The organism is Terrabacter sp. 2TAF16, assembly GCF_052115065.1.
In the GTDB taxonomy this organism is placed as follows: domain Bacteria; phylum Actinomycetota; class Actinomycetes; order Actinomycetales; family Dermatophilaceae; genus Terrabacter.
In genome coordinates, this window is sequence record NZ_JBFRFZ010000001.1 from 273,011 (window position 1) to 295,223 (window position 22,213).

Below are 22,213 nucleotides of genomic sequence, written 5' to 3' on the forward strand. Positions count from 1 at the left end.
CGGCTCAGGCCTCGACCGCCGCGGCCGGGGCCGCGGTGAGGTAGCGGTCGTAGCCCTCGTCCTCGAGGCGGTCGGCCAGCTCCGGGCCACCCTCCTCGACGACCTTGCCGTCGACGAAGACGTGCACGAAGTCGGGCTTGATGTAGCGCAGGATGCGCGTGTAGTGCGTGATGAGCAGGACGCCGAGGTCGCTCGAGTCCTTGGCCCGGTTGACGCCCTCGGAGACGATCTTGAGCGCGTCGACGTCGAGGCCGGAGTCGGTCTCGTCGAGGATGGCCACCTTCGGGCGCAGCAGCTCCATCTGGAGGATCTCGTGGCGCTTCTTCTCGCCACCGGAGAAGCCCTCGTTGACGTTGCGCTCGGCGAATGCGGGGTCCATGCGCAGGTTGCCCATGGCGGCCTTGACGTCCTTGACCCACGTACGCAGCTTGGGCGCCTCGCCGTCGATGGCCGTCTTGGCGGTGCGGAGGAAGTTGCTCACCGTGACGCCGGGGACCTCGACGGGGTACTGCATCGCGAGGAAGAGGCCGGCACGGGCGCGCTCGTCGACCTTCATGGCGAGGACGTCCTCGCCGTCGAGCGTCACGGTGCCGCCGGTGACGGTGTACTTCGGGTGGCCGGCGATGCTGTAGGCCAGCGTCGACTTGCCGGAGCCGTTGGGCCCCATGATCGCGTGCGTCTCCCCCGACTTCACGGTGAGGTCGACCCCGCGCAGGATCTCCTTGGGGCCGTCCTCGGTCTCGACCGAGACCGTCAGTCCCTTGATCTCGAGCGTGCTCATGGGTCAGTTCTCCTTGTTCGTGATGCTGGGCGTGTGCTGGGTGGGAGCGGCGTAGGCCGTCGACGCGAGCTCGTCCTCGATCGCCGCGGTGATCTCGTCGCGCAGGTCGGCGAGCGGGATCTCGCGGATGATGTCGGCGAAGAAGCCGCGCACGACGAGGCGCTTGGCCTCGTCCTCGTTGATGCCGCGCGACTGGAGGTAGAAGAGCTGCAGGTCGTCGAACCGGCCTGTCGCAGAGGCGTGTCCGGCGCCCTCGATCTCGCCGGTCTCGATCTCGAGGTTCGGCACCGAGTCGGCGCGGGCGCCGTCGGTCAGCACGAGGTTGCGGTTGAGCTCGTAGGTGTCGGTGCCCTCGGCCTCGGCGCGGATGAGCACGTCGCCGACCCACACCGTGCGGGCGGTCTCACCCTGGAGCGCACCCTTGTAGGTGGCGCGGCTCTTGCAGTGCGGTGCGTTGTGGTCGATGTACGAGCGGTGCTCGAGGTGCTGGCCGGCGTCGGCGAAGTAGACGCCGAGCAGCGTCGCGTCGCCACCCGGGCCGGCGTAGCGCACGTTGGCGTTGACCCGGACGACCTCGCCGCCGAGCGACACCGAGAGGTGCTTGAAGCGGGCGTCGCGTCCGACGAGGGCGTCGTGCTGGGCCAGGTGCTGGGCGTCGTCGGCCCAGCGCTGCACCGACACCACGGTGAGGTCGGAGCCGTCACCGGTGACGACCGAGACGAGCTGGGCGTAACGGGCCGAGCCCGTGTGCTCGACGACGACGGTCGCCTTGGAGAAGCGACCGGCGCGCACGACGAGGTGACCGTGCACGGGCTCACCGCCGTGGCCGACGAGCGACAGGCGTACGGGCTCGTCGAGCTCGGCCTCGGCCGGGATGTCGAGCAGCACGGCACCGCCCGCGGCCGCGCCGGCCACGACGGCTGCGCGGTCCTGCGGCGGCAGGATGCCGAGGGCCTGGGCCTGCTCGGAGGTGATCGTCGACGTCGTGACGTCCTCGGGGAGCGACGTGCTCCAGTCGAGGCTGCCCGTCGCGCCCTCGGCCAGCAGGCCGGCGAGCTTCTTGACGGGCGTGAAGCGCCAGTCCTCCTCGCGACCCGACGGGATCGGGAAGGCGGCGACGTCGAAGGACGCCGTGCGCTCGGCACGCGACTGGTCGGGCACGAAGGCCGCGGCGGAGTCGGTGTGGGCGGCCGCGCCGGGGGCGGCGACGGTGGTGGTGGGGGCGGCGTCGGGCACCGGGGTCTCGCTCTGCTGGGTCTCGGGGATGTCGGTGGTCGTGTCAGCCAGAAGGCTCATCAGCCGACGGCTCCTTCCATCTGCAGCTCGATGAGGCGGTTGAGCTCGAGGGCGTACTCCATGGGCAGCTCGCGCGCGATGGGCTCGATGAAGCCGCGCACGATCATGGCCATGGCCTCGTCCTCGGCCATGCCGCGCGACATGAGGTAGAAGAGCTGGTCCTCGGACACCTTCGAGACCGTGGCCTCGTGACCCATCGAGACGTCGTCCTCGCGGATGTCGACGTAGGGGTAGGTGTCGGATCGGCTGATCGTGTCGACGAGCAGGGCGTCACAACGCACGGTCGAGGCGGAGTGCGACGCGCCCTCGAGCACCTGCACGAGGCCGCGGTAGCTCGCACGGCCCCCGCCACGGGCGACCGACTTGCTGATGATCGAGCTCTTCGTGTTGGGAGCCGCGTGGACCATCTTGGAGCCGGTGTCCTGGTGCTGGCCCTCGCCGGCGAAGGCGATGGAGAGCGTCTCGCCCTTGGCGTGCTCGCCCATGAGGAAGACGGCGGGGTACTTCATCGTCACCTTGGAGCCGATGTTGCCGTCGACCCACTCCATCGTCGCGCCGGCCTCACAGGTCGCGCGCTTCGTGACGAGGTTGTAGACGTTGTTGGACCAGTTCTGGATCGTCGTGTAGCGCACGCGGGCGTTCTTCTTGACGATGATCTCGACGACGGCCGAGTGGAGCGAGTCCGACTTGTAGATCGGGGCGGTGCAGCCCTCGACGTAGTGCACGTAGGAGCCCTCGTCGGCGATGATCAGCGTCCGCTCGAACTGACCCATGTTCTCGGTGTTGATGCGGAAGTACGCCTGGAGCGGGATGTCGACGTGGACACCCTTGGGGACGTAGATGAACGAGCCCCCCGACCACACGGCGGTGTTGAGCGCGGCGAACTTGTTGTCGCCGGCCGGGATGACGGTCGCGAAGTGCTCGCGGAAGAGGTCCTCGTGCTCCTTCAGGGCCGTGTCGGTGTCGAGGAAGATGACGCCCTGGGCCTCGAGGTCCTCACGGATCTGGTGGTAGACGACCTCCGACTCGTACTGGGCTGCGACACCGGAGACGAGGCGCTGCTTCTCGGCCTCCGGGATGCCCAGACGGTCATAGGTGTTCTTGATGTCCTCGGGCAGGTCGTCCCACGTGGCGGCCTGCTTCTCGGTCGACTTCACGAAGTACTTGATGTTCTGGAAGTCGATGCCGGTGAGGTCCGAGCCCCAGGAGGGCATGGGCTTCTTGCCGAAGAGGCTGAGGCTCTTCAGGCGCAGCTTCGTCATCCACTCCGGCTCGCTCTTGCGGGCCGAGATGTCGCGCACGACGTCCTCGTTGAGCCCTCGACGCGCCGTGGACCCGGCCACGTCGCTGTCGGCCCAGCCGTACTCGTAGGTGCCGATGCCCTTGAGGCCGGGGTTCAGCTCTTCGATGTGCGTGGTCATGAGGAACCTTCCTTGACGTGCGTGAGCGTGTCGGTGGTGCTCGAACGAGGTGGGGCAGCCTCCGGGTCAACACCCGAGGGCTGCGTGGTCTTCCGGGGGCGGGAGCCGATCCCACCGGTCGGGACGAACGTCGTGCAGACGTGGTGTCCGCCCGCGAGGGTCGCGAGGCGCTGGACGTGCACCCCGAGCAACCGGGAGAACGCGTCGGTCTCGGCCTCGCAGAAGGCCGGGAACTCGGTGGCGACGTGCTGCACCGGGCAGTGGCCCTGGCACAGCTGGACGCCGGTCAGGCCCCCGGCGCCGACGGGCCGGGCGGTGGCGGCGAAGCCGTCCTCGCTCAGCGCCTCGACGAGGGCCTCGGTGCGCGCGGCGGGGTCGTCGCCGGCGGCGGCGAGCCGGGCGGCATACCGCTCCTCGAGCGCGCCGACGCGGCTGCGGGCGAAGTCGCCGACGGCCGCGGGTCCCGCATGCTCCTGGAGGTAGCGCAGCACCTCGACGGCGAGCGAGTCGTAGTCGGCCTCGAGGGCGTTGTGGCCGGCGTCGGACACGACGTAGGCGCGAGCAGGGCGTCCACGGCCGCGGCGACCACCGGTGGGCTCGTGCGGGACGACAGCGCCCTGCTCGACGAGCGCGTCGAGGTGACGACGCACGGCAGCCGGTGTCAGGTCGAGATGACGCCCGAGCTCGGCGGCCGAGATCGGACCGTCGGCAGAGACCATGTGGAGCACCCGCGAGCGCGTGCGCGACTCGAGCGGCGAGACGTGCTGGCCGTCCTCGCCGTCCTTCGTCTCACGCGGGGCGTGCGCTCCGATAAACACCACACCATTGTGACGTAATTGGGGCTGCGACTCCAGTTAGGTCGTCCTTACCGCCAGGTAGCGCCATCGGCGTCGTCGTCCCCGTCGTCATCGTCGTCGTCGTCATCCAGGTCGGGCGGCATGATGACGGACGGCATCCGCGTGCGCGGCGGCGCAACGGCGCCCTCCCCGAACCAGCGCCTCCGCAGCGGGGCCGTGACCCAACCCAGCGGGCAGGTGAGCACGTAGCCGTATGCGAGCGCCATGCCCGTCGCGCCGGGGAAGAGCGCGAGTCCCAGCGCGATGACGATGCCGAGCGGGATCGTGATCCGCAGGTGGCGCGGCGACAGCAGGTCGCGGAAGGAGCGGAACCGGAACGACGAGGCCATGAGCGCGGCCGGGACCACCCCGGCCGCGACCGGCACGAGGGGCGCCCAGTCGTAGAGGGGCTCGCCGATGGCGAGCACCGTCGAGATGACGACGCCCGCGGCACCGGGGCTCGCGAGACCGACGAAGTAGCGCTTGTCGGCCAGGGGGTCGATGGTGACGTTGAAGCGGGCCAGCCGGTAGGCCGCGCAGGCCAGCCAGAACATCGCCCCGGCCCAGGCCCAGACCGGGTAGGCCGGCAGCGCCCAGGTGTAGACGAGCACGGCGGGTGCGATCCCGAACGAGATGAGGTCGGCGAGGGAGTCGAACTGCAGGCCGAACGGTGTGATGGCACCGACGGCGCGGGCCACCGCGCCGTCGCAGATGTCGAGGACGATCGAGATGCCGACGAGCACCGCGGCCGCGCGGAAGTGCCCCTGGAACGACAGGAGCACCGACGAGAAGCCGCACAGCATGTTGCCGAGCGTGAAGAGGCTGGGCAGGGTCGCCCGCGCACGGACGCGCGGGTTGAGCCGGTCGAGCGGGATGACCCGGGCGCCGGTGGCCGACACGAGCCGGATGCGCCGGCTCACGCGGTCGCGCCGGCGGGGCCGATCGTCGGAGGCGGGTGCCGCGTCGCCGCTCACGAGGCGTCCGCCGCCGGGAAGCGGCCCAGCACGGTCTCCCCACCGACGGCGCGCTTGCCCTTGCTGACCTCGAGCTGCACCTCCGGCGGCACGAAGACGTCCATGCGCGAGCCGAACTTCATCAGGCCCATGCGCTCGCCGGTGCCGATCTCGTCGCCGGGCTCGATGCGGGTGACGATGCGGCGCGCGAGCTGGCCGACGAGCTGGCGGTAGACGATGCGGCGCGGGCGGCCCGCGACGACGCGCTCGACGATGATCTCGCTGCGCTCGTTCTTCGTGGCGCTCTCGGCGCGGTAGGCGGCGAGGAAGCGGCCCGGCGTGTGGGTGACGTCGATGACGCGGCCGCCGTAGGGCGACCGGTTCATGTGCACGTCGAGCAGCGACAGGAAGATGCTGACCTGCTGCCACTCGCCGGGCGGGGCGATGCCCGGCTGCGGCTCCCCCACGTGCATGACGATCCCGTCGGCTGGGGCCAGCACCACGTCGGGGTCGGACACGGGCGAGCGGTCCGGGGTGCGATCCGGGTCGCGGAAGAAGAGGGTCACCCCCGCAGTGAGCAGGCCGAGGGCGGCGGTCGTGCGCGGTCGGCGGGCCAGCGCGGCGATCACCGTGGGCACGGCGGCCATCGCGGTGAAGGGCTTGGCGGCTGGGTCGATCTTCACGGGTCGGGGTCTCCGTCAGGGTCGAGTGTGGTGAGCAGGTCGAGTGGGGCGGGCGGAGCGGGACGGCGGAGGGGTACGCCGGTGGCGACCGAGGTGCGGTGACCGGGGTCGTCGGCACCGAGCCTAGACTCATGAGCCATGACCGATGCGGTGACACTGTCCGACCTCCACCGCACTTTCGGTCAGGTGGCTGCCCTCGACGGCCTGACGTGGACGGCCCCCGCCGGCCGCATCACCGCGGTGCTCGGTCCCAACGGTGCGGGCAAGACGACCGCCATCGAGTGCGCGGTCGGTCTCGGGCGGCCCGACGGCGGCAGGGTTCGCGTCCTCGGCACCGACCCGTGGCAGGCGGACGCCGACCACCGCGCCCGCGTCGGCGTCATGCTCCAGGCCGGCGGTCTGCCCAACGGCACGAAGCCGCTGCGACTGCTCCACCACCTCTCCCGCCTCTACGCCGACCCGCTCGACGTCGATGCCGTCGCGCGGCGGCTCGGCGTCACGGACTTCGCCTCGACGACGGTGCGTCGCCTCTCGGGTGGCCAGAAGCAGCGCCTCGCCCTCGCGGCGTCGCTGCTCGGGCGTCCCGAGGTGCTCTTCCTCGACGAGCCGGCGGCCGGGCTCGACCCGCACGGACGGCTCGACGTGTGGGAGCTCGTGGCCGAGCAGCGTGACGCCGGCACGACCGTCGTCGTGACGACCCACTCGTTCGAGGAGGCCGAGCGTCTCGCGGACCACCTCGTCATCATGAACGCGGGACGCACCGTCGCCGAGGGGACGCCGGCGTCGGTGACCGGCGGCCGCTCCCTCGAGGACGTCTACTTCAGCCTGACCCGCAAGGGAGCCGCGTGAGCACCTCAGCCACCCCGACGACGCCGACCGCCGCTGGAGCGGCCGCTCCGCGCCGTCGGGTCCTCGCCCAGGCCGGCTTCGAGGTCGGCAGCCTGCTGCGCAACGGTGAACAGCTGCTCGTCTCGCTCGTCCTGCCCGCCCTGGCGCTCGTCGGTCTCAACGTCACGACGTCGCCGTCGCTCGGCCCGGGCACGCGCATCGACGTGGCGACACCGGGCATCATCGCGCTCTGCGTCATCTCGGCCGCCTTTACGTCCCAGGCGATCTCGACCGGCTTCGACCGCCGCTACGCCGTGCTGCGCTACCTCGGCGTCACCCCGCTCGGGCGCGGTGGGCTCGTCGCGGCCAAGGTGGCGGCGACCCTGGCCGTCGAGGCGATCCAGATCGCCGTCATCGCCGTGCTCGGTCTCGCGCTCGGGTGGCGGCCGGAGGTCGCCGGGATCGCGTATGCCGTCCTCTTCGTCGTCCTCGGCACCTGGGCCTTCGTGGCCCTCGCCCTCCTGCTCGCCGGGACCCTGCGGGCGGAGGCGGTGCTCGCGATCGCCAACCTCGTGTGGGTGCTGCTCCTCGCGGTCGGCGGTGTCGTCGTCCCGCGGAGCGAGCTGCCGGCCGGGGTGTCGCACGTCGTGGCCTTCCTGCCGTCGGCAGGCCTGGCGGACGGGCTGAGGTCGGCCCTGGTGGACGGGACGCTGAACCTGCTCGCGCTCGGGGTCGTCCTCGCGTGGGGAGTGGTCGCAACGGTTCTCGCGGCGCGTCTCTTCCGCTTCGACGACTGAGCGGACGAAACTGGCCGCAGCACCACCGCTTCCACCGCCCGACCGCACGACCGCACGACCGCACGACCGCACGAAGAAGCCGCACCACACCCCACGACCCCGACCGGCCTGGAGGCGACGTGTTCGACTACATCTTCGGTCTTCCGATGCACGCCCTCGTGATCCACGCGGTCGTCGTCCTCGTCCCCCTCTCGGCGCTGTGCGCGATCGCCTACGTCGTGCGCCCCGGGTGGCGGCGGCTGCTGCGCTGGCCGACGGCTGCCGGTGCCGTCATCTCGGGTGTCTCGGCGTTCGTCGCCGCCGAGAGCGGTGAGGCCCTGCAGCGCCGGGTGTCGCAGGTGCGTGCCAGCACGACGGACTTCGACCTGTTGCGCAACCACACCGAGTGGGGCGACCGCGCCAAGCTCATCTGCGTGCTCTTCATGGTCCTCACCCTCCTGGCCCTGTGGTTCGTCCGACCTCCGGAGGAGGAGTCACCGCAAGGCCACGCGTTCGACGTGCTCATCGGCACCCTCGTCGTGCTCTCCGCCGTGGCCGCGATCATCACCGTCGTGCTGGCCGGTCACGCGGGATCCCTCGTGGTCTGGAACGGCCTGGCCTGACCCTGCCACGCGGGGCACGGTCCCGGCCGGGGAACGGCCCGTCTCAGGGTCCCGACGACACGGGGCGATGCGGGATGACCCGGCTCGGCGGCATACCCTTGCGGGGTGTCCTCCACGCCTCCCGTGACCGACGACGCCCCCGTGACCGGCGCGAGCCGTCTCGCCCGGGCCACCGGTCGCCTCCCCGCCGTCCGGCCCAGCTGGGTGCGGCCCCTGCTGCTCGCCAACCTCGTCGGCGAGGTCGGCATCGTCGTCACCGGCGGCATCGTGCGCCTCACGGGCAGCGGTCTCGGCTGCAGCACCTGGCCGGAGTGCCAGCCCGGCTCGTTCACCCCCGTCCGGACGCCCGCGAGCGAGTTCCACGACCTCGTCGAGTTCGGCAACCGCACCCTGACGAGCGTCGTCACCGTGCTCGCCCTCGCCTCGCTGTGGGTCGTGCTCACGCACTGGCCGGAGCGCCGTCGGCTGCACCGGGTCGCCTTCGGCGTCCTCGCGGGCATCCCCGCGCAGGCCGTGCTCGGCGGCATCACCGTCCTCACGGGGCTCAACCCGTGGACCGTCATGTCGCACTTCCTCCTCTCGATGGTCCTCGTCTCGTTGTCGACCATGCTCGTGCGCGGCGCCCGGGACGACGTCTCGGGCCCGGGTGAGCTCGTCGTGCACCCGCTCGCACGAACGCTCGCCCTCGGCACGAGCGCGGTCGGCGCGGTCGTGCTGCTCCTCGGCACGATCGTCACCGGCTCGGGGCCGCACTCGGGCGACGCCGACCGGCCCGCGCGCACGGGCTTCGACCCGCGGTTCGTCTCGTGGATGCACGCCGACGCCGTCATGCTCTTCTGCGGTCTCGTCATCGCGACCCTCGTCGCCGTGAGCATCACGGCGACCACCGACGAGGCCCGCCGCGCCTGGACCATGGTGCTCGTCGTCACCCTCGCGCAGGGGCTCATCGGCTACGTCCAGTACTTCACGAAGCTGCCCGAGCTGCTCGTGCTGCTCCACATGCTCGGGGCCAGCCTGCTCGTCGTCGCCCTGACCTTCGGGGTCCTCGCGACGAGGCGCCATCCGGTCTGACCGCCGTCCGTCGACGTCACCGGACCGCAAGGACTTTCGCCGTCGCCGACGACCCGTCGCTGCCTAGGCTGGGGACGTGCCAACCGTCCTCGTCGTCGACGACGACCCCACCCTGCGCGAGGTGGTCTCCGGCTACCTGACCCGCGCCGGGCTCGACGTCCTCGAGGCGCAGGACGGCCATGCGGCGCTGTCCGTGGCCCGCGACCGCTCCCCCGACCTCGTCGTGCTCGACCTCACGCTCCCCGGTCTCGACGGCCTCGAGGTCTTCCGCCGGCTGCGCGCCGAGCGCGGCGACCTGCCGGTCGTCATGCTGACCGCCCGGGGCGAGGAGTCCGACCGGGTCCTCGGCCTCGAGATCGGTGCGGACGACTACGTGACCAAGCCGTTCAGCAGCCGTGAGCTCGTGCTGCGCATCCAGTCGATCCTGCGCCGTGCCGCACCGCCCGCCGCACCGCCCGCCGCGACGACGCTCGTCGACGACGACCTGCGCGTCGACACCCGACGCCACCAGGCCTGGCTCGCGGACGGTCTGCTCGCCCTGACCAGCCGCGAGTTCGACCTGCTCGCCCACCTCATGGCCCACCCGGGAACCGCGTTCTCCAGGCGCGAGCTGATGGAGCAGGTGTGGGGGTGGGAGTACGGCGACGAGTCGACGGTCACCGTCCACGTCCGCCGGCTGCGCGAGAAGGTGGAGACCGACCCCGCGCGGCCCGTCCGGCTCCAGACCGTGTGGGGTGTCGGCTACCGGTGGGACGGCGCGGCCCCCGCGACGGCGGCAGGGACGTGATCGCCGAGGCCGCCCTGCTCGCCGCGCTCGCGGCCGTCGCCGTCGGCACGGTCGGGGCGCTGGTCGTCCGGGCGCTCGCCGCCCGCTCGCTCGTCGCCGCCGCGGTGCTGGCACCTGTCGTCGTCATCCTCAGCGTCGCCCTCGGCGTGGTCGTCACGGCGCACGCGATGTTCATCAACGAGCACGACCAGGCCGTCGTCCTCGTCGTGACGGCGACCTCCCTGCCCATCGCGGCGGTCTTCGGCTGGCTCATCGCCCGGCGCGTGCAGGGGCTGATGCGCGCCTCCGCCGAGGAGGCCGCCGAGCGCGACCGCGACCGACAGGTCGAGGAGAGCCGCCGCGAGCTCGTCGCCTGGGTGTCGCACGACCTGCGCACCCCGCTCGCCGGCATCCGCGCGATGGCCGAGGCCATCGAGGACGGCCACGCGCCCGCCGACGGCAGCTATCCCGCACGCATCCGGTCCGAGGCCGACCGCATGTCCGACATGGTCGGTGGGCTCCTCGCGCTGTCGCGGCTCCAGTCCGGCACGCTGCGACTCGATCGTGCCCCCGTCGACCTCGGCGACCTCGTCTCCGACGCCCTCGCATCAGCACGCGTCCTCGCGGATCGCCGGGGGGTGCACGTGGGCGGCTCCGCCCCGGCCGAGTCCGTCACGGCCTCGGCCGACGCGGGTGAGCTCTCACGCGCTCTCGCCAACCTCGTGACGAACGCGCTGACCCACACGGACCCGGGCGGCCGGGTCGACATCTCCCTCACCGCCGACCACGACGTGGCCCGCGTCAGTGTCTCGGACGGCTGCGGCGGCATACCACCCGACGAGCTCGGCCGGCTCTTCGACCCGGGCTGGCGCGGGACGAGTGCGCGGACGCCGTCCGCGGGCGTGGGCGCCGGTCTCGGCCTCGCCGTCGCGCGCGGGATCGCCCGGGCCCACGGGGGCGACGTGACCGTGGCCAACGCAGGCCCCGGCTGCCGGTTCGAGCTGGCCCTGCCCCTCGCCGGCGCCCTCGGCGAGCCCGTGCCCGGCGGTCATCCCTAGGCTGGGGAGGTGACCGACCAGCCGACGCTCCGTGAGGGCGAGCTCGTGCTGCGGCCGTGGACGATCGACGACAGCGACGAGACCCGGCCCCTCCACGACCGCGAGATCGCCCGGTGGTTCGACTTCCCCGCCGTCGAGCCACCGGCCGACGAGCACCGGATCTGGATCGAGCGCACCCACGCCGAGTGGTCCGACCGGTCCAAGGTCACCTACCTCGTGCAGTGGCGCGGGCGGGCCGCCGGGACGGTCGACGTCCGCGTGCAGGACCCCGGTGTCGGTGTCCTGTCCTGGGCGGTCTTCGCCCCCTACCGCGGACAGGGTCTCGCGTGGCGGGCCGTGCGCCTCCTCGTCGAGTGGGCCTTCGACGCACTCGACCTCGAGCGCGTCGAGGCGCACGTCAACCCCGACAACCGGGCATCCGTGCGCACCGCCCTGCGAGCCGGGCTGCGCCGGGAGGGACGGCTGCGCGGGAACGCGACCCTCGCGGGCGTGCGCCAGGACACCCTCGTGCTCGGGCGACGGCGCGACGACGCACACCCGGACACCCGTGAGGGATTCACGGCGATGCTCGACTCGACCCTCCCGACCAAGCGCGCCATCGCCCAGGGCGTCCTGCGCTCCCCTGCGGGCCACCTGCTGCTGTGCGAGCTCGTCTACAAGCGCGAGTGGGACCTCCCCGGCGGCGTCGTCGACCGGCACGAGTCCCCCGCCGCGTGCGTCGTCCGCGAGGTCCGCGAGGAGCTCGACCTCAGCGTCACCGCCGGTCCGCTGCTCGCGGTCAACTGGCTCCCTGCCCTGCACGGATGGGGCGACGCGACGGTCTTCGTCTTCGACCTCGGCACCGTCGACGCCGACGTCGTCGAGCGGGCGCACCTGCAGCAGCGCGAGATCCTCGGCGTCCACTGGGCCGGCCCCGGGGACTGGACGGGGCGGGTCGCCGCCTACAACGAGCGGCTGCTCGACGCGCTGCACGCGCACGACGGCGGGACGCTCTACCTTGAGGACGGCCTGCCGACCCTCTGACCGCGCCACACGGCATTCGCCCTGGGTGGAGCGTCCCCGGTCAGGAGAAGAACGGCAGCGGCAGGTGCCAGATGGGGTCGAGCGCGACTCCCACGAACAGGATCGTGAGGTACGTGATCGAGAAGTGGAACAGACGCATCGGCTTGAGGACGTCCTCGGCCGCACCGGCCTTCGCCCTGGCGAGGAGGCGGTGTGCCTCGGTGAGGAAGAGCGCCCCGGCGACCACGGCAGCGGTGGTGTAGACCCAGCCGACCTGCTGGACCGGCACGAGCGCCAGTGACGTCAGCACCATGGCCCACGAGTAGGCGACGATCTGGCGGGCGACGACGACGAAGCGCTCGACGACCGGCAGCATCGGCACGTGCGCCGTGGCGTAGTCGTCCTTGTAGCGCATCGACAGCGGCCAGTAGTGCGGCGGCGTCCAGAAGAAGATGACCATGAAGAGGATGAACGCCGACCAGCTGAGCGAGTCGGTGACGGCCGACCAGCCGATGAGCACCGGCATGCAGCCGGCAGCGCCGCCCCAGACGATGTTCTGGGTCGTGCGGCGCTTGAGCAGCAGGGTGTAGCCGAAGACGTAGAAGAGCAGTGCACCGAGGGCCAGCCAGGCGCTCAGCCAGTTGACGAGCAGGCCCAGCCAGACGGTCGATCCGACGGCCAGCGCCACCCCGAACACGAGGGCGCCCCGTGGGCTGACCGTGCCCGTGACGAGAGGCCGACGACTCGTCCGGTGCATGACGGCGTCGATGTCGCGGTCGATGTAGCAGTTGAGGGTGTTGGCCGCACCGGCGGACAGCGTGCCACCGACGACGGTGACGACGACGAGCCAGAGGTCCGGCACGCCCTGCTCCGCCAGGAACATCACGGGGATGGTGGTGATGAGGAGCAGCTCGATGATCCGCGGCTTCATCAGCGAGACGTACTGTCCGAGGAGGAACTTCAGCCCACTGCCGTCGGGACCGTGCAGCGCCGAGAGGTCGGCGCGGGGGTCCACCGTTGTCACTGAGATCCTCACCGCTGGTACGTCGCTCCGACCCGCTGGGTACGTGAGCATTGCGTCGCAAGTCTAGACCGTCGCCGCCGACGGCCGGCACCGCACCGGCAGATGGCCGTTCCGACCGCCGGGCGAGGTGTCGTCCCTCACAGCGCGGGCACTAGGCTCGTGGCCGTACGTGATCAACCCTTGTTGAAGGAGACCCGTTCCGTGCCCACTGCTGCGTCCAGCACCGCCACGAAGGCGAAGAAGCCCACCCGATCCGGCACCACGCGGACCGCGAAGACGAAGGGCCTGCTGGCACAGCGCGACCCGGGTCTGCCGCTTCCCGTGGCGAAGAAGGCCGGCTGGAGCGATCTCGACGTCCGCGCGGTCGACACCACGCGACTGCTCGCCGCCGACGCCGTGCAGAAGGTCGGCAACGGCCACCCCGGCACGGCCATGTCGCTCGCGCCGCTCGCGTACCTGCTCTACCAGAACGTCATGACGCACGACCCGTCCGACCCGGCCTGGCTCGGGCGCGACCGGTTCGTGCTCTCCTGCGGGCACTCGAGCCTCACGCAGTACATCCAGCTCTACCTCAGCGGCTACGGCCTCTCACTCGACGACCTCAAGTCGCTGCGCACGTGGGGCTCGCTCACGCCCGGCCACCCCGAGGTCCACCACACCCCCGGCGTCGAGATCACGACCGGCCCGCTCGGTTCGGGCCTGGCCTCGGCCGTCGGCATGGCCATGGCGCAGCGTCGTCAGCGCGGCCTCTTCGACCCCGACGCCAAGCCGGGCACGAGCCCCTTCGACCACCACGTCTACGTCATCGCCTCCGACGGCGACATGCAGGAGGGCGTCTCCCACGAGGCCTGCGCCCTGGCCGGCCACCAGGAGCTCGGCAACCTCACCGTCGTCTACGACGCCAACCAGATCTCCATCGAGGACGACACCGACATCGCGTTCAGCGAGGACGTCGCGGCGCGCTTCGAGGCCTACGGCTGGCACGTCGTGGAGGTCGACTGGCGCAAGGACGCCGACGGCGCCACCTACGTCGAGGACGTCGACGCACTCCTCGCCGCGATCCGCTCGGGCGACAAGGTGACGGACAAGCCGACCCTCGTCGTGCTGCACACGATCATCGCGTGGCCCGCGCCGACGAAGCAGAACACCGGCAAGTCCCACGGCTCGGCCCTCGGCGACGAGGAGATCAGCGGGACGAAGGAGCTGCTCGGCTTCGACCCGAAGAAGACCTTCGCCGTCGAGCCCGCCGTCCTCAAGCACGCCCGCGACGTCGTCAAGCGCGGCAAGGCCGCCCACCGCGAGTGGGACAAGGCGTACAGGGCGTGGCGCAAGGCCAACCCCGACCGTGCGGCCCTGCTCGACCGCATCCTCGCGGGCCAGGCTCCGGCCGGCTTCGCCAAGGCGATGCCGACCTTCCCGGCTGACGAGAAGGGCGTCGCGACCCGCGCCGCCTCCGGCAAGGTCCTCACGGCCATCGCCGACGTCATGCCCGAGCTCTGGGGCGGCTCTGCCGACCTCGCCGAGTCCAACAACACGACGATGGAGGGCCAGCCGTCCTTCATCCCGAGCTCGAAGCAGACGTCGACGTGGAAGGGCGGCCCGTTCGGTCGCACGCTGCACTTCGGCATCCGCGAGAACGGCATGGGCATGATCCTCAACGGGATCGCGCTCGAGGGCCTGACCCGCCCCTACGGCGGCACCTTCCTCGTCTTCTCCGACTACATGCGCCCCGCCGTGCGCCTCGCCGCGATCCAGCAGGCGCCCGTCACGTACGTCTGGACGCACGACTCCATCGGCCTCGGCGAGGACGGCCCGACGCACCAGCCGATCGAGCACCTCGCAGCCCTGCGCGCCATCCCCGGCCTCGACGTCGTCCGCCCCGCCGACGCCAACGAGACCGCCGCCGCCTGGGCCCAGATCCTGACGAAGACGGACGGCCCGGCCGCCCTCTGCCTCACGCGCCAGCCGGTCCCGACGTGGGACCGCTCGACGTACGGCAAGGTGAGCGGCGTCGCCAAGGGCGCCTACGTCCTCGTCGAGGAGTCGCGTGCCGGTGACCCCGACGTCGTCGTCGTCGCGACCGGCTCCGAGGTGCAGCTGGCGGTCCAGGCCGCCGAGCGCCTCGAGAAGTCGCGCATCGCGACGCGCGTCGTCTCGATGCCCTGCCGGGAATGGTTCGAGAAGCAGACCCGTTCCTACCAGGACAAGGTTCTGCCGCCGGCAGTCCGGGCCCGCGTCAGCGTGGAGGCGGGGATCTCGATGGGCTGGCACGACGTCGTCGGCGACGCCGGGCGCATCGTCAGCATCGAGCACTTCGGCGCCTCTGCCGACCAGGCCACCCTGTACCGCGAGTTCGGCATCACCGCCGACGCCGTCGTCAAGGCCGCGAAGGACTCCATCAAGGCAGCCAAGGGCTCCGCGACGAAGGCCCCGGGGGTCACCGAGACCAACCCGGCCCGCGCCGCCCAGAGCGCCTCCACCGACGTCATGGGTGGCGACGCGCAGACCGGCAGCGGCAAGGCCGCCCACGCGGCCGCCGCATCCGCTACGAGCAAGGGGAAGTGACCAGCATGACCAACCCGAACACCCAGGCACTCTCAGAAGCAGGCGTCTCCATCTGGCTCGACGACCTCTCCCGCGAGCTCATCGAGACCGGCAAGATCTCCGAGCTCATCACCGAGCGCAACGTCGTCGGTGTCACCTCGAATCCCTCGATCTTCCAGGCGGCGCTGTCGAAGGGCGACCGCTACAACGACGACCTGGCCGCCCTGACGAAGGCCGGCAAGGACGTCGAGGAGGTCGTCCACGAGCTGACGACGGAGGACGTCCGCGACGCGTGCGACCTCTTCCTGCCGCTCTACGAGTCGACCAAGGGTGTCGACGGCCGCGTCTCCATCGAGGTCGACCCACGCCTGGCGCACGACACCGACAAGACGGTCGAGCAGGCGAAGCAGATGCACGGTGACGTGGCCCGCCCCAACGTCCTCATCAAGATCCCCGCGACGAAGGCCGGCCTCCCGGCGATCACCGCCACCATCGCCGAGGGCATCAGCGTCAACGTGACGCTGATCTTCTCCCTCGAGCGCTACCGCGCCGTCATGAACGCCTACCTCGAGGGCCTCGAGAAGGCGCACGCCAACGGGCACGACCTGTCGACGATCCACTCGGTCGCCTCGTTCTTCGTCTCCCGCGTCGACACCGAGATCGACAAGCGGCTCGACGCCATCGGCACCGACGAGGCCCGCGCCCTCAAGGGCAAGGCCGGCCTCGCCAACGCCCGCCTCGCCTACCAGGCCTTCGAGGAGGTCTTCTCGACGCCGCGCTGGGGCTCGCTCGCCGAGGCCGGCGCCAACGTGCAGCGCCCGCTCTGGGCGTCGACCGGCGTCAAGGACCCGGCCTACCCCGACACGATGTACGTCACCGAGCTCGTCGCCGCCGACGTCGTCAACACGATGCCCGGCAAGACGCTCGAGGCGACCGCCGACCACGGCGACATCCACGGCGACACGGTGACCGGCGGCTACGAGCTGGCCGGCAACGTCCTCGACGACCTCGAGGGCGTTGGTGTCTCGTACAACGAGGTCGTCGACCTGCTCGAGACCGAGGGCGTCGACAAGTTCGAGAAGGCGTGGGGCGAGCTGTTGGACGGCGTCACCGCGGAGATGGAGAAGGTGACGGCATGAGCTCGCTGTCCGTCAGCGCAGCAGGAGCAGCGGCGGACGCGATCGCGAGGCACGTGCCGAGCCTCGTCGACGACTCCGTCGCGAGCCGCCTCTTCGCCCGGGACGCCACGCTGTGGGGTCCTGACGCCGAGTCCGAGTCGCGGGTCCGCCTGTCCTGGGTGGGCCTCCCGCGATCCTCGCGCCCCCTCGTCGGCGAGATCGCGGCGCTGCGCGACTCCTTCGCCGAGCAGGGCCTGACCCACGTCGTGCTCTGCGGCATGGGCGGCTCCTCGCTCGCGCCGGAGGTCATCTGCGCCACGGCCGGCAAGCCGCTCGTCGTGCTCGACTCGTCCGACCCCGACTACGTCCGGCGTGCCCTCGGCGACGACCTCGACCACACCGTGGTCGTCGTCTCGAGCAAGTCCGGCTCCACGGTCGAGACCGACTCCCAGCGCCGTGCCTACGAGCAGGCGTTCACCGACGCCGGCATCGACCCCGCGTCGCGCATCGTCATCGTCACCGACCCGGGCAGCCCGCTCGACAAGGAGTCCCGCGCCAAGGGCTACCGCGTCGTCAACGCCGACCCCGACGTCGGTGGCCGCTACTCGGCGCTGACCGCCTTCGGTCTCGTGCCGAGCGGCCTCGCCGGCGTCGACGTCGAGGCCCTCCTCGACGAGGCCGAGTCCGTCGCCGACCTGCTGGCCGCCGACGACGACGCCAACCCCGGTCTGCGCCTCGGCGCCGCCATGGGTGGCACCGACCCCCTGCGTGACAAGCTCGTCCTCGTCGACGACGGCTCCGGCATCGTCGGGTTCGCCGACTGGGCCGAGCAGCTCATCGCCGAGTCCACCGGCAAGAACGGCACCGGCGTCCTGCCGGTCGTCGCCGGTGGGGACGAGGACCCCGAGGTGGCCTGGCCCGCGGCCGACGTCACCGTGGCGCGTCTCGTGGACGCCGACAGCGAGGCGGCCCCGTCGGGCGACGTCGCGTCGGAGGTACGCGTGGGCGGCGCCCTGGGTGCCCAGCTGCTCCTGTGGGAGGTGGCCACGGCCGTCGCCGGGCGCCTGCTCGGCATCAACCCCTTCGACCAGCCCGACGTCGAGAGCGCCAAGAAGGTCGCCCGCGCCCTGCTCGACCAGGGAACCGGCTCGAGCACGGACCCCGCCGCGACGGACGGCGCCATCGAGATCCGCACGCTTGGTGGGTCGCGCGACTGGCTCGGCGACGCACGCACCGTGCCCGCGGCCCTCGACGCACTCTTCGCGCAGCTCGACCGCGAGCACGGCTACGTCGCCGTCATGGCCTACCTCGACCGGCTGGCCGACGCCGACCTCGCCGAGTGCCGCGTCCCGCTCGCCCGTCGCACGGAGCGTCCGACGACGTTCGGCTGGGGCCCGCGCTTCCTGCACTCGACCGGCCAGTTCCACAAGGGCGGCCCGGCGGTGGGCGTCTACCTCCAGATCACGACGGCACCCAAGGAGGACCTCGCGATCCCCGGACGCGAGTTCACCTTCGGTGACTTCATCGCCTCGCAGGCGGGCGGCGACGCCGCGGTCCTCGCCGAGCACGGACGCCCCGTCCTCCAGCTGCACCTCACCGACCACGACGCAGGTCTCGCGCAGCTGCGCGAGGCGCTGCTGGCAGGAGGCCGCGCATGAGTCCTGCGCGCATCTCGCACGGGCACAACCCGCTGCGCACCGCCGAGGACAAGCGCCTCCCCCGCATCGCCGGACCGTGCGGTCTCGTCCTCTTCGGCGTGACCGGTGACCTGGCCCGCAAGAAGCTCATGCCGGCGATCTACGACCTCGCCAACCGCGGGCTGCTGCCGCCGGGCTTCTCGCTCGTCGGTTTCGCCCGCCGTGACTGGGCGGCCCAGGACTTCGGCCAGGTCGTCCACGACGCCGTGAAGCAGCACGCCCGCACCCCCTTCAGCGAGGACGTGTGGCGCAACCTCTCCGAGGGCTTCCGTTTCGTGCCCGGCACGTTCGACGACCCGGCGGCGTTCGACCTGCTGGCCAAGACGGTCGACGAGCTCGACCAGGACCGCGGTACCGGTGGCAACCACGCCTTCTACCTCTCGATCCCCCCGGGCTTCTTCGCGACCGTGTGCGAGCAGCTCGAGCGGTGCGGCCTGACCAAGGCCGAGGGCGACAGCTGGCGACGCGTCATCATCGAGAAGCCCTTCGGGCACGACCTCAAGAGCGCCCAGGAGCTCAACGAGATCGTCGAGGGCGTCTTCCCACCTGACTCCGTCTTCCGCATCGACCACTACCTCGGCAAGGAGACGGTCCAGAACCTCCTGGCCCTCCGCTTCGCCAACCAGCTCTTCGAGCCGGTGTGGAACGCCAACTACGTCGACCACGTGCAGATCACGATGGCCGAGGACATCGGCATCGCGGGCCGCGCCGGCTACTACGACGGCATCGGCGCGGCGCGCGACGTCATCCAGAACCACCTGCTCCAGCTGCTCGCGCTCACCGCGATGGAGGAGCCGGTCTCCTTCGACGCCAAGGACCTTCGCGCCGAGAAGGAGAAGGTGCTCTCGGCGGTCCGCCTCCCTGCTGACCTCGACAAGGGCGCCGCTCGCGGGCAGTACGGCGGTGGCTGGCAGGGCGCCGAGGAGGTCGTCGGCTACCTCGAGGAGGACGGCGTCGACCCCACGTCGGTCACCGAGACCTTCGCCGCCGTGACTCTCGAGGTCGACACCCGCCGCTGGGCGGGCGTCCCGTTCTACCTGCGCACCGGCAAGCGTCTCGGCAAGCGCGTCACCGAGATCGCGGTCGTCTTCAAGCGTGCGCCGCACCTGCCCTTCGAGCACACCGCGACGGAGGAGCTCGGGCAGAACGCCATCGTCATCCGCGTGCAGCCCGACGAGGGCGTCACCATCCGCTTCGGCTCCAAGGTGCCCGGTGCGCAGATGGAGGTCCGCGACGTCACGATGGACTTCGGCTACGGCTCGTCGTTCACCGAGGCGTCGCCAGAGGCGTACGAACGCCTCATCCTCGACGTGCTGCTCGGTGACCCGCCGCTCTTCCCGCGGCACGAAGAGGTCGAGTCGTCCTGGCGGATCCTCGACCCGCTCATGAAGCACTGGGCCAAGTCCGGCAAGCCGGAGCAGTACACCGCGGGAACGTGGGGACCGCCCTCGGCCGACGAGATGCTCGAACGCGACGGACGTACGTGGAGGATGCCGTGATCCGCGACCTGACCGACACCACGACCACCGGCATCAGCAAGACGCTGGTGCGCCTGCGCAACGAGGTCGGCGCGATGGCGCTCGGCCGCGTGCTGACGCTCGTCGTGGTCGTCGAGGACACCGACGCCGGCAACGCCATCGACGTCGCCAACCAGGCGAGCCGCCAGCACCCCTGCCGCATCATCGTCGTCATCTCCGGCGACCGCCGCGGCAAGAACCGTCTCGACGCGCAGATCCGTCTCGGCGGTGACGCCGGCGCGAGCGAGATCGTCGTGCTCCGGCTCTACGGTACGCTGGCAAACCACGGCCCGAGCGTCGTCGTGCCGCTCCTGCTGCCCGACTCCCCCATCGTGGCCTGGTGGCCCGGTGAGGCACCGGCCGACGTCGCGAAGGACCCCATCGGCGCGATGGCCCAGCGCCGGATCACCGACGTCGCCGAGCACCGCAACCCGCGGCTCATGCTCAAGAAGCGGGCGGCGAACTACGCACCGGGCGACACCGACCTCGCGTGGACCCGCCTGACCCGCTGGCGTGGCCTGCTCGCCGCCGCGCTCGACCAGCCGCCCTACGAGCCGATCACCGGGGCCGTCGTCAGCGGCGCGCCCGACTCCCCGTCGAGCGACCTGCTCGCCGGCTGGCTCTCGCGGCGGCTCCGGGTGCCCGTGCACCGGGTCTCGACCCCGCGGGGGTCGGGCATCAGCTCGGTCCGCCTCGAGCGCAAGAGCGGCCCCATCGACCTGGTGCGTCCCGGCGACGTCGTCGCGACGCTCTCGCAGACCGGTCAGCCCGACCGCCGGATCAGCCTGCCCCGGCGCGAGCTGCCGGAGTGCCTGGCCGACGAGCTGCGTCGCCTCGACCCGGACGACGCCTACGAGGACGCGCTGCTGCACGGCCTCGGGGCGCTCCAGCCGGTGCGTCTCACCGCCGCCGCAGCCGCCAAGGCAGGCAAGGCTCCGGACCCCGCCGAGTCGCGTCGCCTTGCGGCCCGCCTCGGCCGTGACGAGTCGGCGCAGGAGGCCAGCGCGATGATCACGGCTCCCCCGGCGCCCGAGCACGCCGAGACCGCCGACGTGCACGCGGCCACCGTCCGCAAGCTCGCGGGCAAGCGGACGCCCCGCGAGAAGCAAGCCGCCAAGAACCGGAAGACGGCGGCCGGGACCGAGTCGACGACCCCAGCCAGGACAGCCTCCCCGACCAAGCGAGCCACCGCCAAGCCAGCCACCGCCAAGCGGGCGACGACGAAGGCGGCCGCGACGTCGGCCACCCGGAGCGCCGCGACGAAGGGTGCGTCGAAGACGGGCGCGGCCAAGAGCACGACGAAGGCCGCGTCGCGGACGACGGCGGGCACCCGCAAGGCGACGGCTCGCAAGGCCACCACGGCCACCACGGCCACGAAGGCGGCGAGCGGGACGGCGACCTCGTGACCGCCGAGCCGCGCGTCGTCGTCCACCCGGACAAGCAGTCCCTGGCCGACGCCGCCGCGGCCCGGTTCGTCACCGCGTTGGTCGACGCCCAGACCCGCAAACCCGAGGCCCAGGTGGCTCTCACCGGCGGGTCCATGGGATCGGCGATCATCGCCTCCGTCCTGACGACGCCGGGCCGCTCGGCCGTCGACTGGTCACGGGTACGCGTGTGGTGGGGCGACGAGCGCTACCTGCCGGCGGGTGACCCCGACCGCAACGACACCCAGAACGACGAGGCGGGTCTCAGCACGCTGGGACTCGACCCGGCGAAGGTGCACCGGGTGGCCGGTCCCGACGCCTCGGAGAGCGCCGAGGCCAGCGCCGAGGCCTACGCCCGCACGATCCGCGAGCACGGCCAGAAGGCGTGGGACGTCGTGCTCTTCGGCGTCGGCCCGGACGGTCACGTCGCCTCGCTCTTCCCGCACCACCCGGCCCAGCGAGTGACCGACGCGATCGCGATCGCCGTGCACGACTCGCCGAAGCCGCCGCCGGACCGGGTGAGCCTCACCTTCGAGTGCTTCGAGCGCTCCCACGAGGTGTGGTTCCTCGTGTCCGGAGCCGACAAGGCCGAGGCGGTCGAGGCCGCGCTCGTCCCGGGTGCGGACCGCTGGGACGTCCCCGCGGCCGGACCCGCGGGCACGGACGCGACCCTGTGGCTCGTCGACGCCGACGCGGCCTCGGCCCTCGACTGACCGACGCGGCCGACCGACGCGGCCGACCGACGCGACTGACCGACGCGGCCGGCCGCGCGGCACCGGACGGCATACGACACGA

Annotated in this window: 20 protein-coding genes; 13 read left to right on the top strand and 7 right to left on the bottom strand. The window is 71.8% G+C overall.

Annotation, left to right across the window (positions count from 1 at the left end; all coding sequences use genetic code 11):
• Nucleotides 1-4: 4 nt before the first annotated feature.
• Genes sufC through AB4Z14_RS01330 form a run of 6 tightly spaced genes read right to left on the bottom strand, consistent with a single transcriptional unit; the run spans nucleotide 5 to nucleotide 5,970 of the window.
• Complete coding sequence (gene sufC, locus AB4Z14_RS01305; protein WP_020144126.1) at nucleotides 5-781, bottom strand: Fe-S cluster assembly ATPase SufC; 777 nt, start codon at nucleotides 779-781, stop codon at nucleotides 5-7.
• Between the two features lie 3 nt (nucleotides 782-784).
• On the bottom strand, nucleotides 785-2,068 hold the full coding sequence (sufD, locus tag AB4Z14_RS01310; RefSeq protein ID WP_442273737.1) for a Fe-S cluster assembly protein SufD: 1,284 nt from the start codon (nucleotides 2,066-2,068) through the stop codon (nucleotides 785-787).
• 8 nt (nucleotides 2,069-2,076) lie between these two features.
• Nucleotides 2,077-3,498, bottom strand: a complete 1,422-nt coding sequence (sufB, locus tag AB4Z14_RS01315; protein WP_020144124.1) for a Fe-S cluster assembly protein SufB — start codon at nucleotides 3,496-3,498, stop codon at nucleotides 2,077-2,079.
• Nucleotides 3,495-4,319 carry a helix-turn-helix transcriptional regulator gene (locus tag AB4Z14_RS01320; RefSeq protein WP_056776771.1) on the bottom strand — a complete coding sequence of 275 codons (825 nt, stop codon included), beginning with the start codon at nucleotides 4,317-4,319 and terminating at the stop codon, nucleotides 3,495-3,497. Before AB4Z14_RS01320 ends, sufB begins: the two co-directional genes overlap by 4 nt.
• Before the next feature lie 44 nt (nucleotides 4,320-4,363).
• Complete coding sequence (locus tag AB4Z14_RS01325; protein WP_442273578.1) at nucleotides 4,364-5,254, bottom strand: CDP-alcohol phosphatidyltransferase family protein; 891 nt, start codon at nucleotides 5,252-5,254, stop codon at nucleotides 4,364-4,366.
• 50 nt (nucleotides 5,255-5,304) lie between these two features.
• Entirely contained in the window at nucleotides 5,305-5,970 is a 666-nt protein-coding gene (locus AB4Z14_RS01330; RefSeq protein ID WP_442273579.1) for a phosphatidylserine decarboxylase, read from the bottom strand.
• A 138-nt stretch (nucleotides 5,971-6,108) separates the two neighbouring features.
• Here AB4Z14_RS01330 and AB4Z14_RS01335 point away from each other — a divergent pair, with 138 nt between their 5' ends.
• The 7 genes from AB4Z14_RS01335 to AB4Z14_RS01365 all read left to right on the top strand — a co-directional run bounded on the left by AB4Z14_RS01335 (nucleotide 6,109) and on the right by AB4Z14_RS01365 (nucleotide 12,115).
• Complete coding sequence (locus AB4Z14_RS01335) at nucleotides 6,109-6,819, top strand: ABC transporter ATP-binding protein (RefSeq protein ID WP_442273580.1); 711 nt, start codon at nucleotides 6,109-6,111, stop codon at nucleotides 6,817-6,819.
• Nucleotides 6,816-7,595 (top strand): ABC transporter permease, encoded by a 780-nt coding sequence (locus AB4Z14_RS01340; RefSeq protein WP_442273581.1) that lies wholly within the window; start codon nucleotides 6,816-6,818, stop codon nucleotides 7,593-7,595. Before AB4Z14_RS01335 ends, AB4Z14_RS01340 begins: the two co-directional genes overlap by 4 nt.
• Before the next feature lie 119 nt (nucleotides 7,596-7,714).
• Entirely contained in the window at nucleotides 7,715-8,197 is a 483-nt protein-coding gene (locus AB4Z14_RS01345; RefSeq protein WP_056776754.1) for a DUF2231 domain-containing protein, read from the top strand.
• A gap of 141 nt (nucleotides 8,198-8,338) precedes the next feature.
• Nucleotides 8,339-9,268 (top strand): COX15/CtaA family protein, encoded by a 930-nt coding sequence (locus tag AB4Z14_RS01350; protein WP_442273738.1) that lies wholly within the window; start codon nucleotides 8,339-8,341, stop codon nucleotides 9,266-9,268.
• Nucleotides 9,269-9,344: 76 nt separating this feature from the next.
• Nucleotides 9,345-10,055, top strand: a complete 711-nt coding sequence (locus AB4Z14_RS01355) for a response regulator transcription factor (protein ID WP_056826987.1) — start codon at nucleotides 9,345-9,347, stop codon at nucleotides 10,053-10,055.
• Nucleotides 10,052-11,092, top strand: coding sequence for a sensor histidine kinase (locus AB4Z14_RS01360; protein WP_442273582.1), 1,041 nt, complete (start codon nucleotides 10,052-10,054; stop codon nucleotides 11,090-11,092). Before AB4Z14_RS01355 ends, AB4Z14_RS01360 begins: the two co-directional genes overlap by 4 nt.
• 9 nt (nucleotides 11,093-11,101) lie before the next feature.
• Nucleotides 11,102-12,115: an NUDIX hydrolase gene (locus AB4Z14_RS01365; protein WP_442273583.1), complete on the top strand. Its 1,014-nt coding sequence runs from the start codon at nucleotides 11,102-11,104 to the stop codon at nucleotides 12,113-12,115.
• A gap of 40 nt (nucleotides 12,116-12,155) precedes the next feature.
• Here the strand turns inward: AB4Z14_RS01365 and AB4Z14_RS01370 are convergent, their stop codons facing one another.
• Nucleotides 12,156-13,130 (bottom strand): heme o synthase, encoded by a 975-nt coding sequence (locus AB4Z14_RS01370; protein WP_442273584.1) that lies wholly within the window; start codon nucleotides 13,128-13,130, stop codon nucleotides 12,156-12,158.
• Between the two features lie 189 nt (nucleotides 13,131-13,319).
• On the opposite strand from AB4Z14_RS01370, the gene tkt reads away from it, so the two are divergent.
• Genes tkt through pgl form a run of 6 tightly spaced genes read left to right on the top strand, consistent with a single transcriptional unit; the run spans nucleotide 13,320 to nucleotide 22,131 of the window.
• A complete protein-coding gene (gene tkt / locus AB4Z14_RS01375; RefSeq protein WP_442273585.1) occupies nucleotides 13,320-15,683 on the top strand; it encodes a transketolase in 2,364 nt (787 codons plus the stop codon).
• A gap of 5 nt (nucleotides 15,684-15,688) precedes the next feature.
• Complete coding sequence (gene tal, locus AB4Z14_RS01380; RefSeq protein ID WP_442273586.1) at nucleotides 15,689-16,801, top strand: transaldolase; 1,113 nt, start codon at nucleotides 15,689-15,691, stop codon at nucleotides 16,799-16,801.
• Nucleotides 16,798-18,438 (top strand): glucose-6-phosphate isomerase, encoded by a 1,641-nt coding sequence (locus AB4Z14_RS01385; RefSeq protein ID WP_442273587.1) that lies wholly within the window; start codon nucleotides 16,798-16,800, stop codon nucleotides 18,436-18,438. The genes tal and AB4Z14_RS01385 overlap by 4 nt, the downstream gene beginning before the upstream one ends.
• Nucleotides 18,435-19,976: a glucose-6-phosphate dehydrogenase gene (gene zwf, locus AB4Z14_RS01390; protein WP_442273588.1), complete on the top strand. Its 1,542-nt coding sequence runs from the start codon at nucleotides 18,435-18,437 to the stop codon at nucleotides 19,974-19,976. Before AB4Z14_RS01385 ends, zwf begins: the two co-directional genes overlap by 4 nt.
• The gene (opcA, locus tag AB4Z14_RS01395) at nucleotides 19,973-21,400 is read left to right on the top strand and encodes a glucose-6-phosphate dehydrogenase assembly protein OpcA (protein WP_442273589.1); all 1,428 of its coding nucleotides are present in this window, start codon (nucleotides 19,973-19,975) and stop codon (nucleotides 21,398-21,400) included. The genes zwf and opcA overlap by 4 nt, the downstream gene beginning before the upstream one ends.
• Complete coding sequence (gene pgl / locus AB4Z14_RS01400) at nucleotides 21,397-22,131, top strand: 6-phosphogluconolactonase (RefSeq protein WP_442273590.1); 735 nt, start codon at nucleotides 21,397-21,399, stop codon at nucleotides 22,129-22,131. The genes opcA and pgl overlap by 4 nt, the downstream gene beginning before the upstream one ends.
• Nucleotides 22,132-22,213 lie beyond the last annotated feature (82 nt).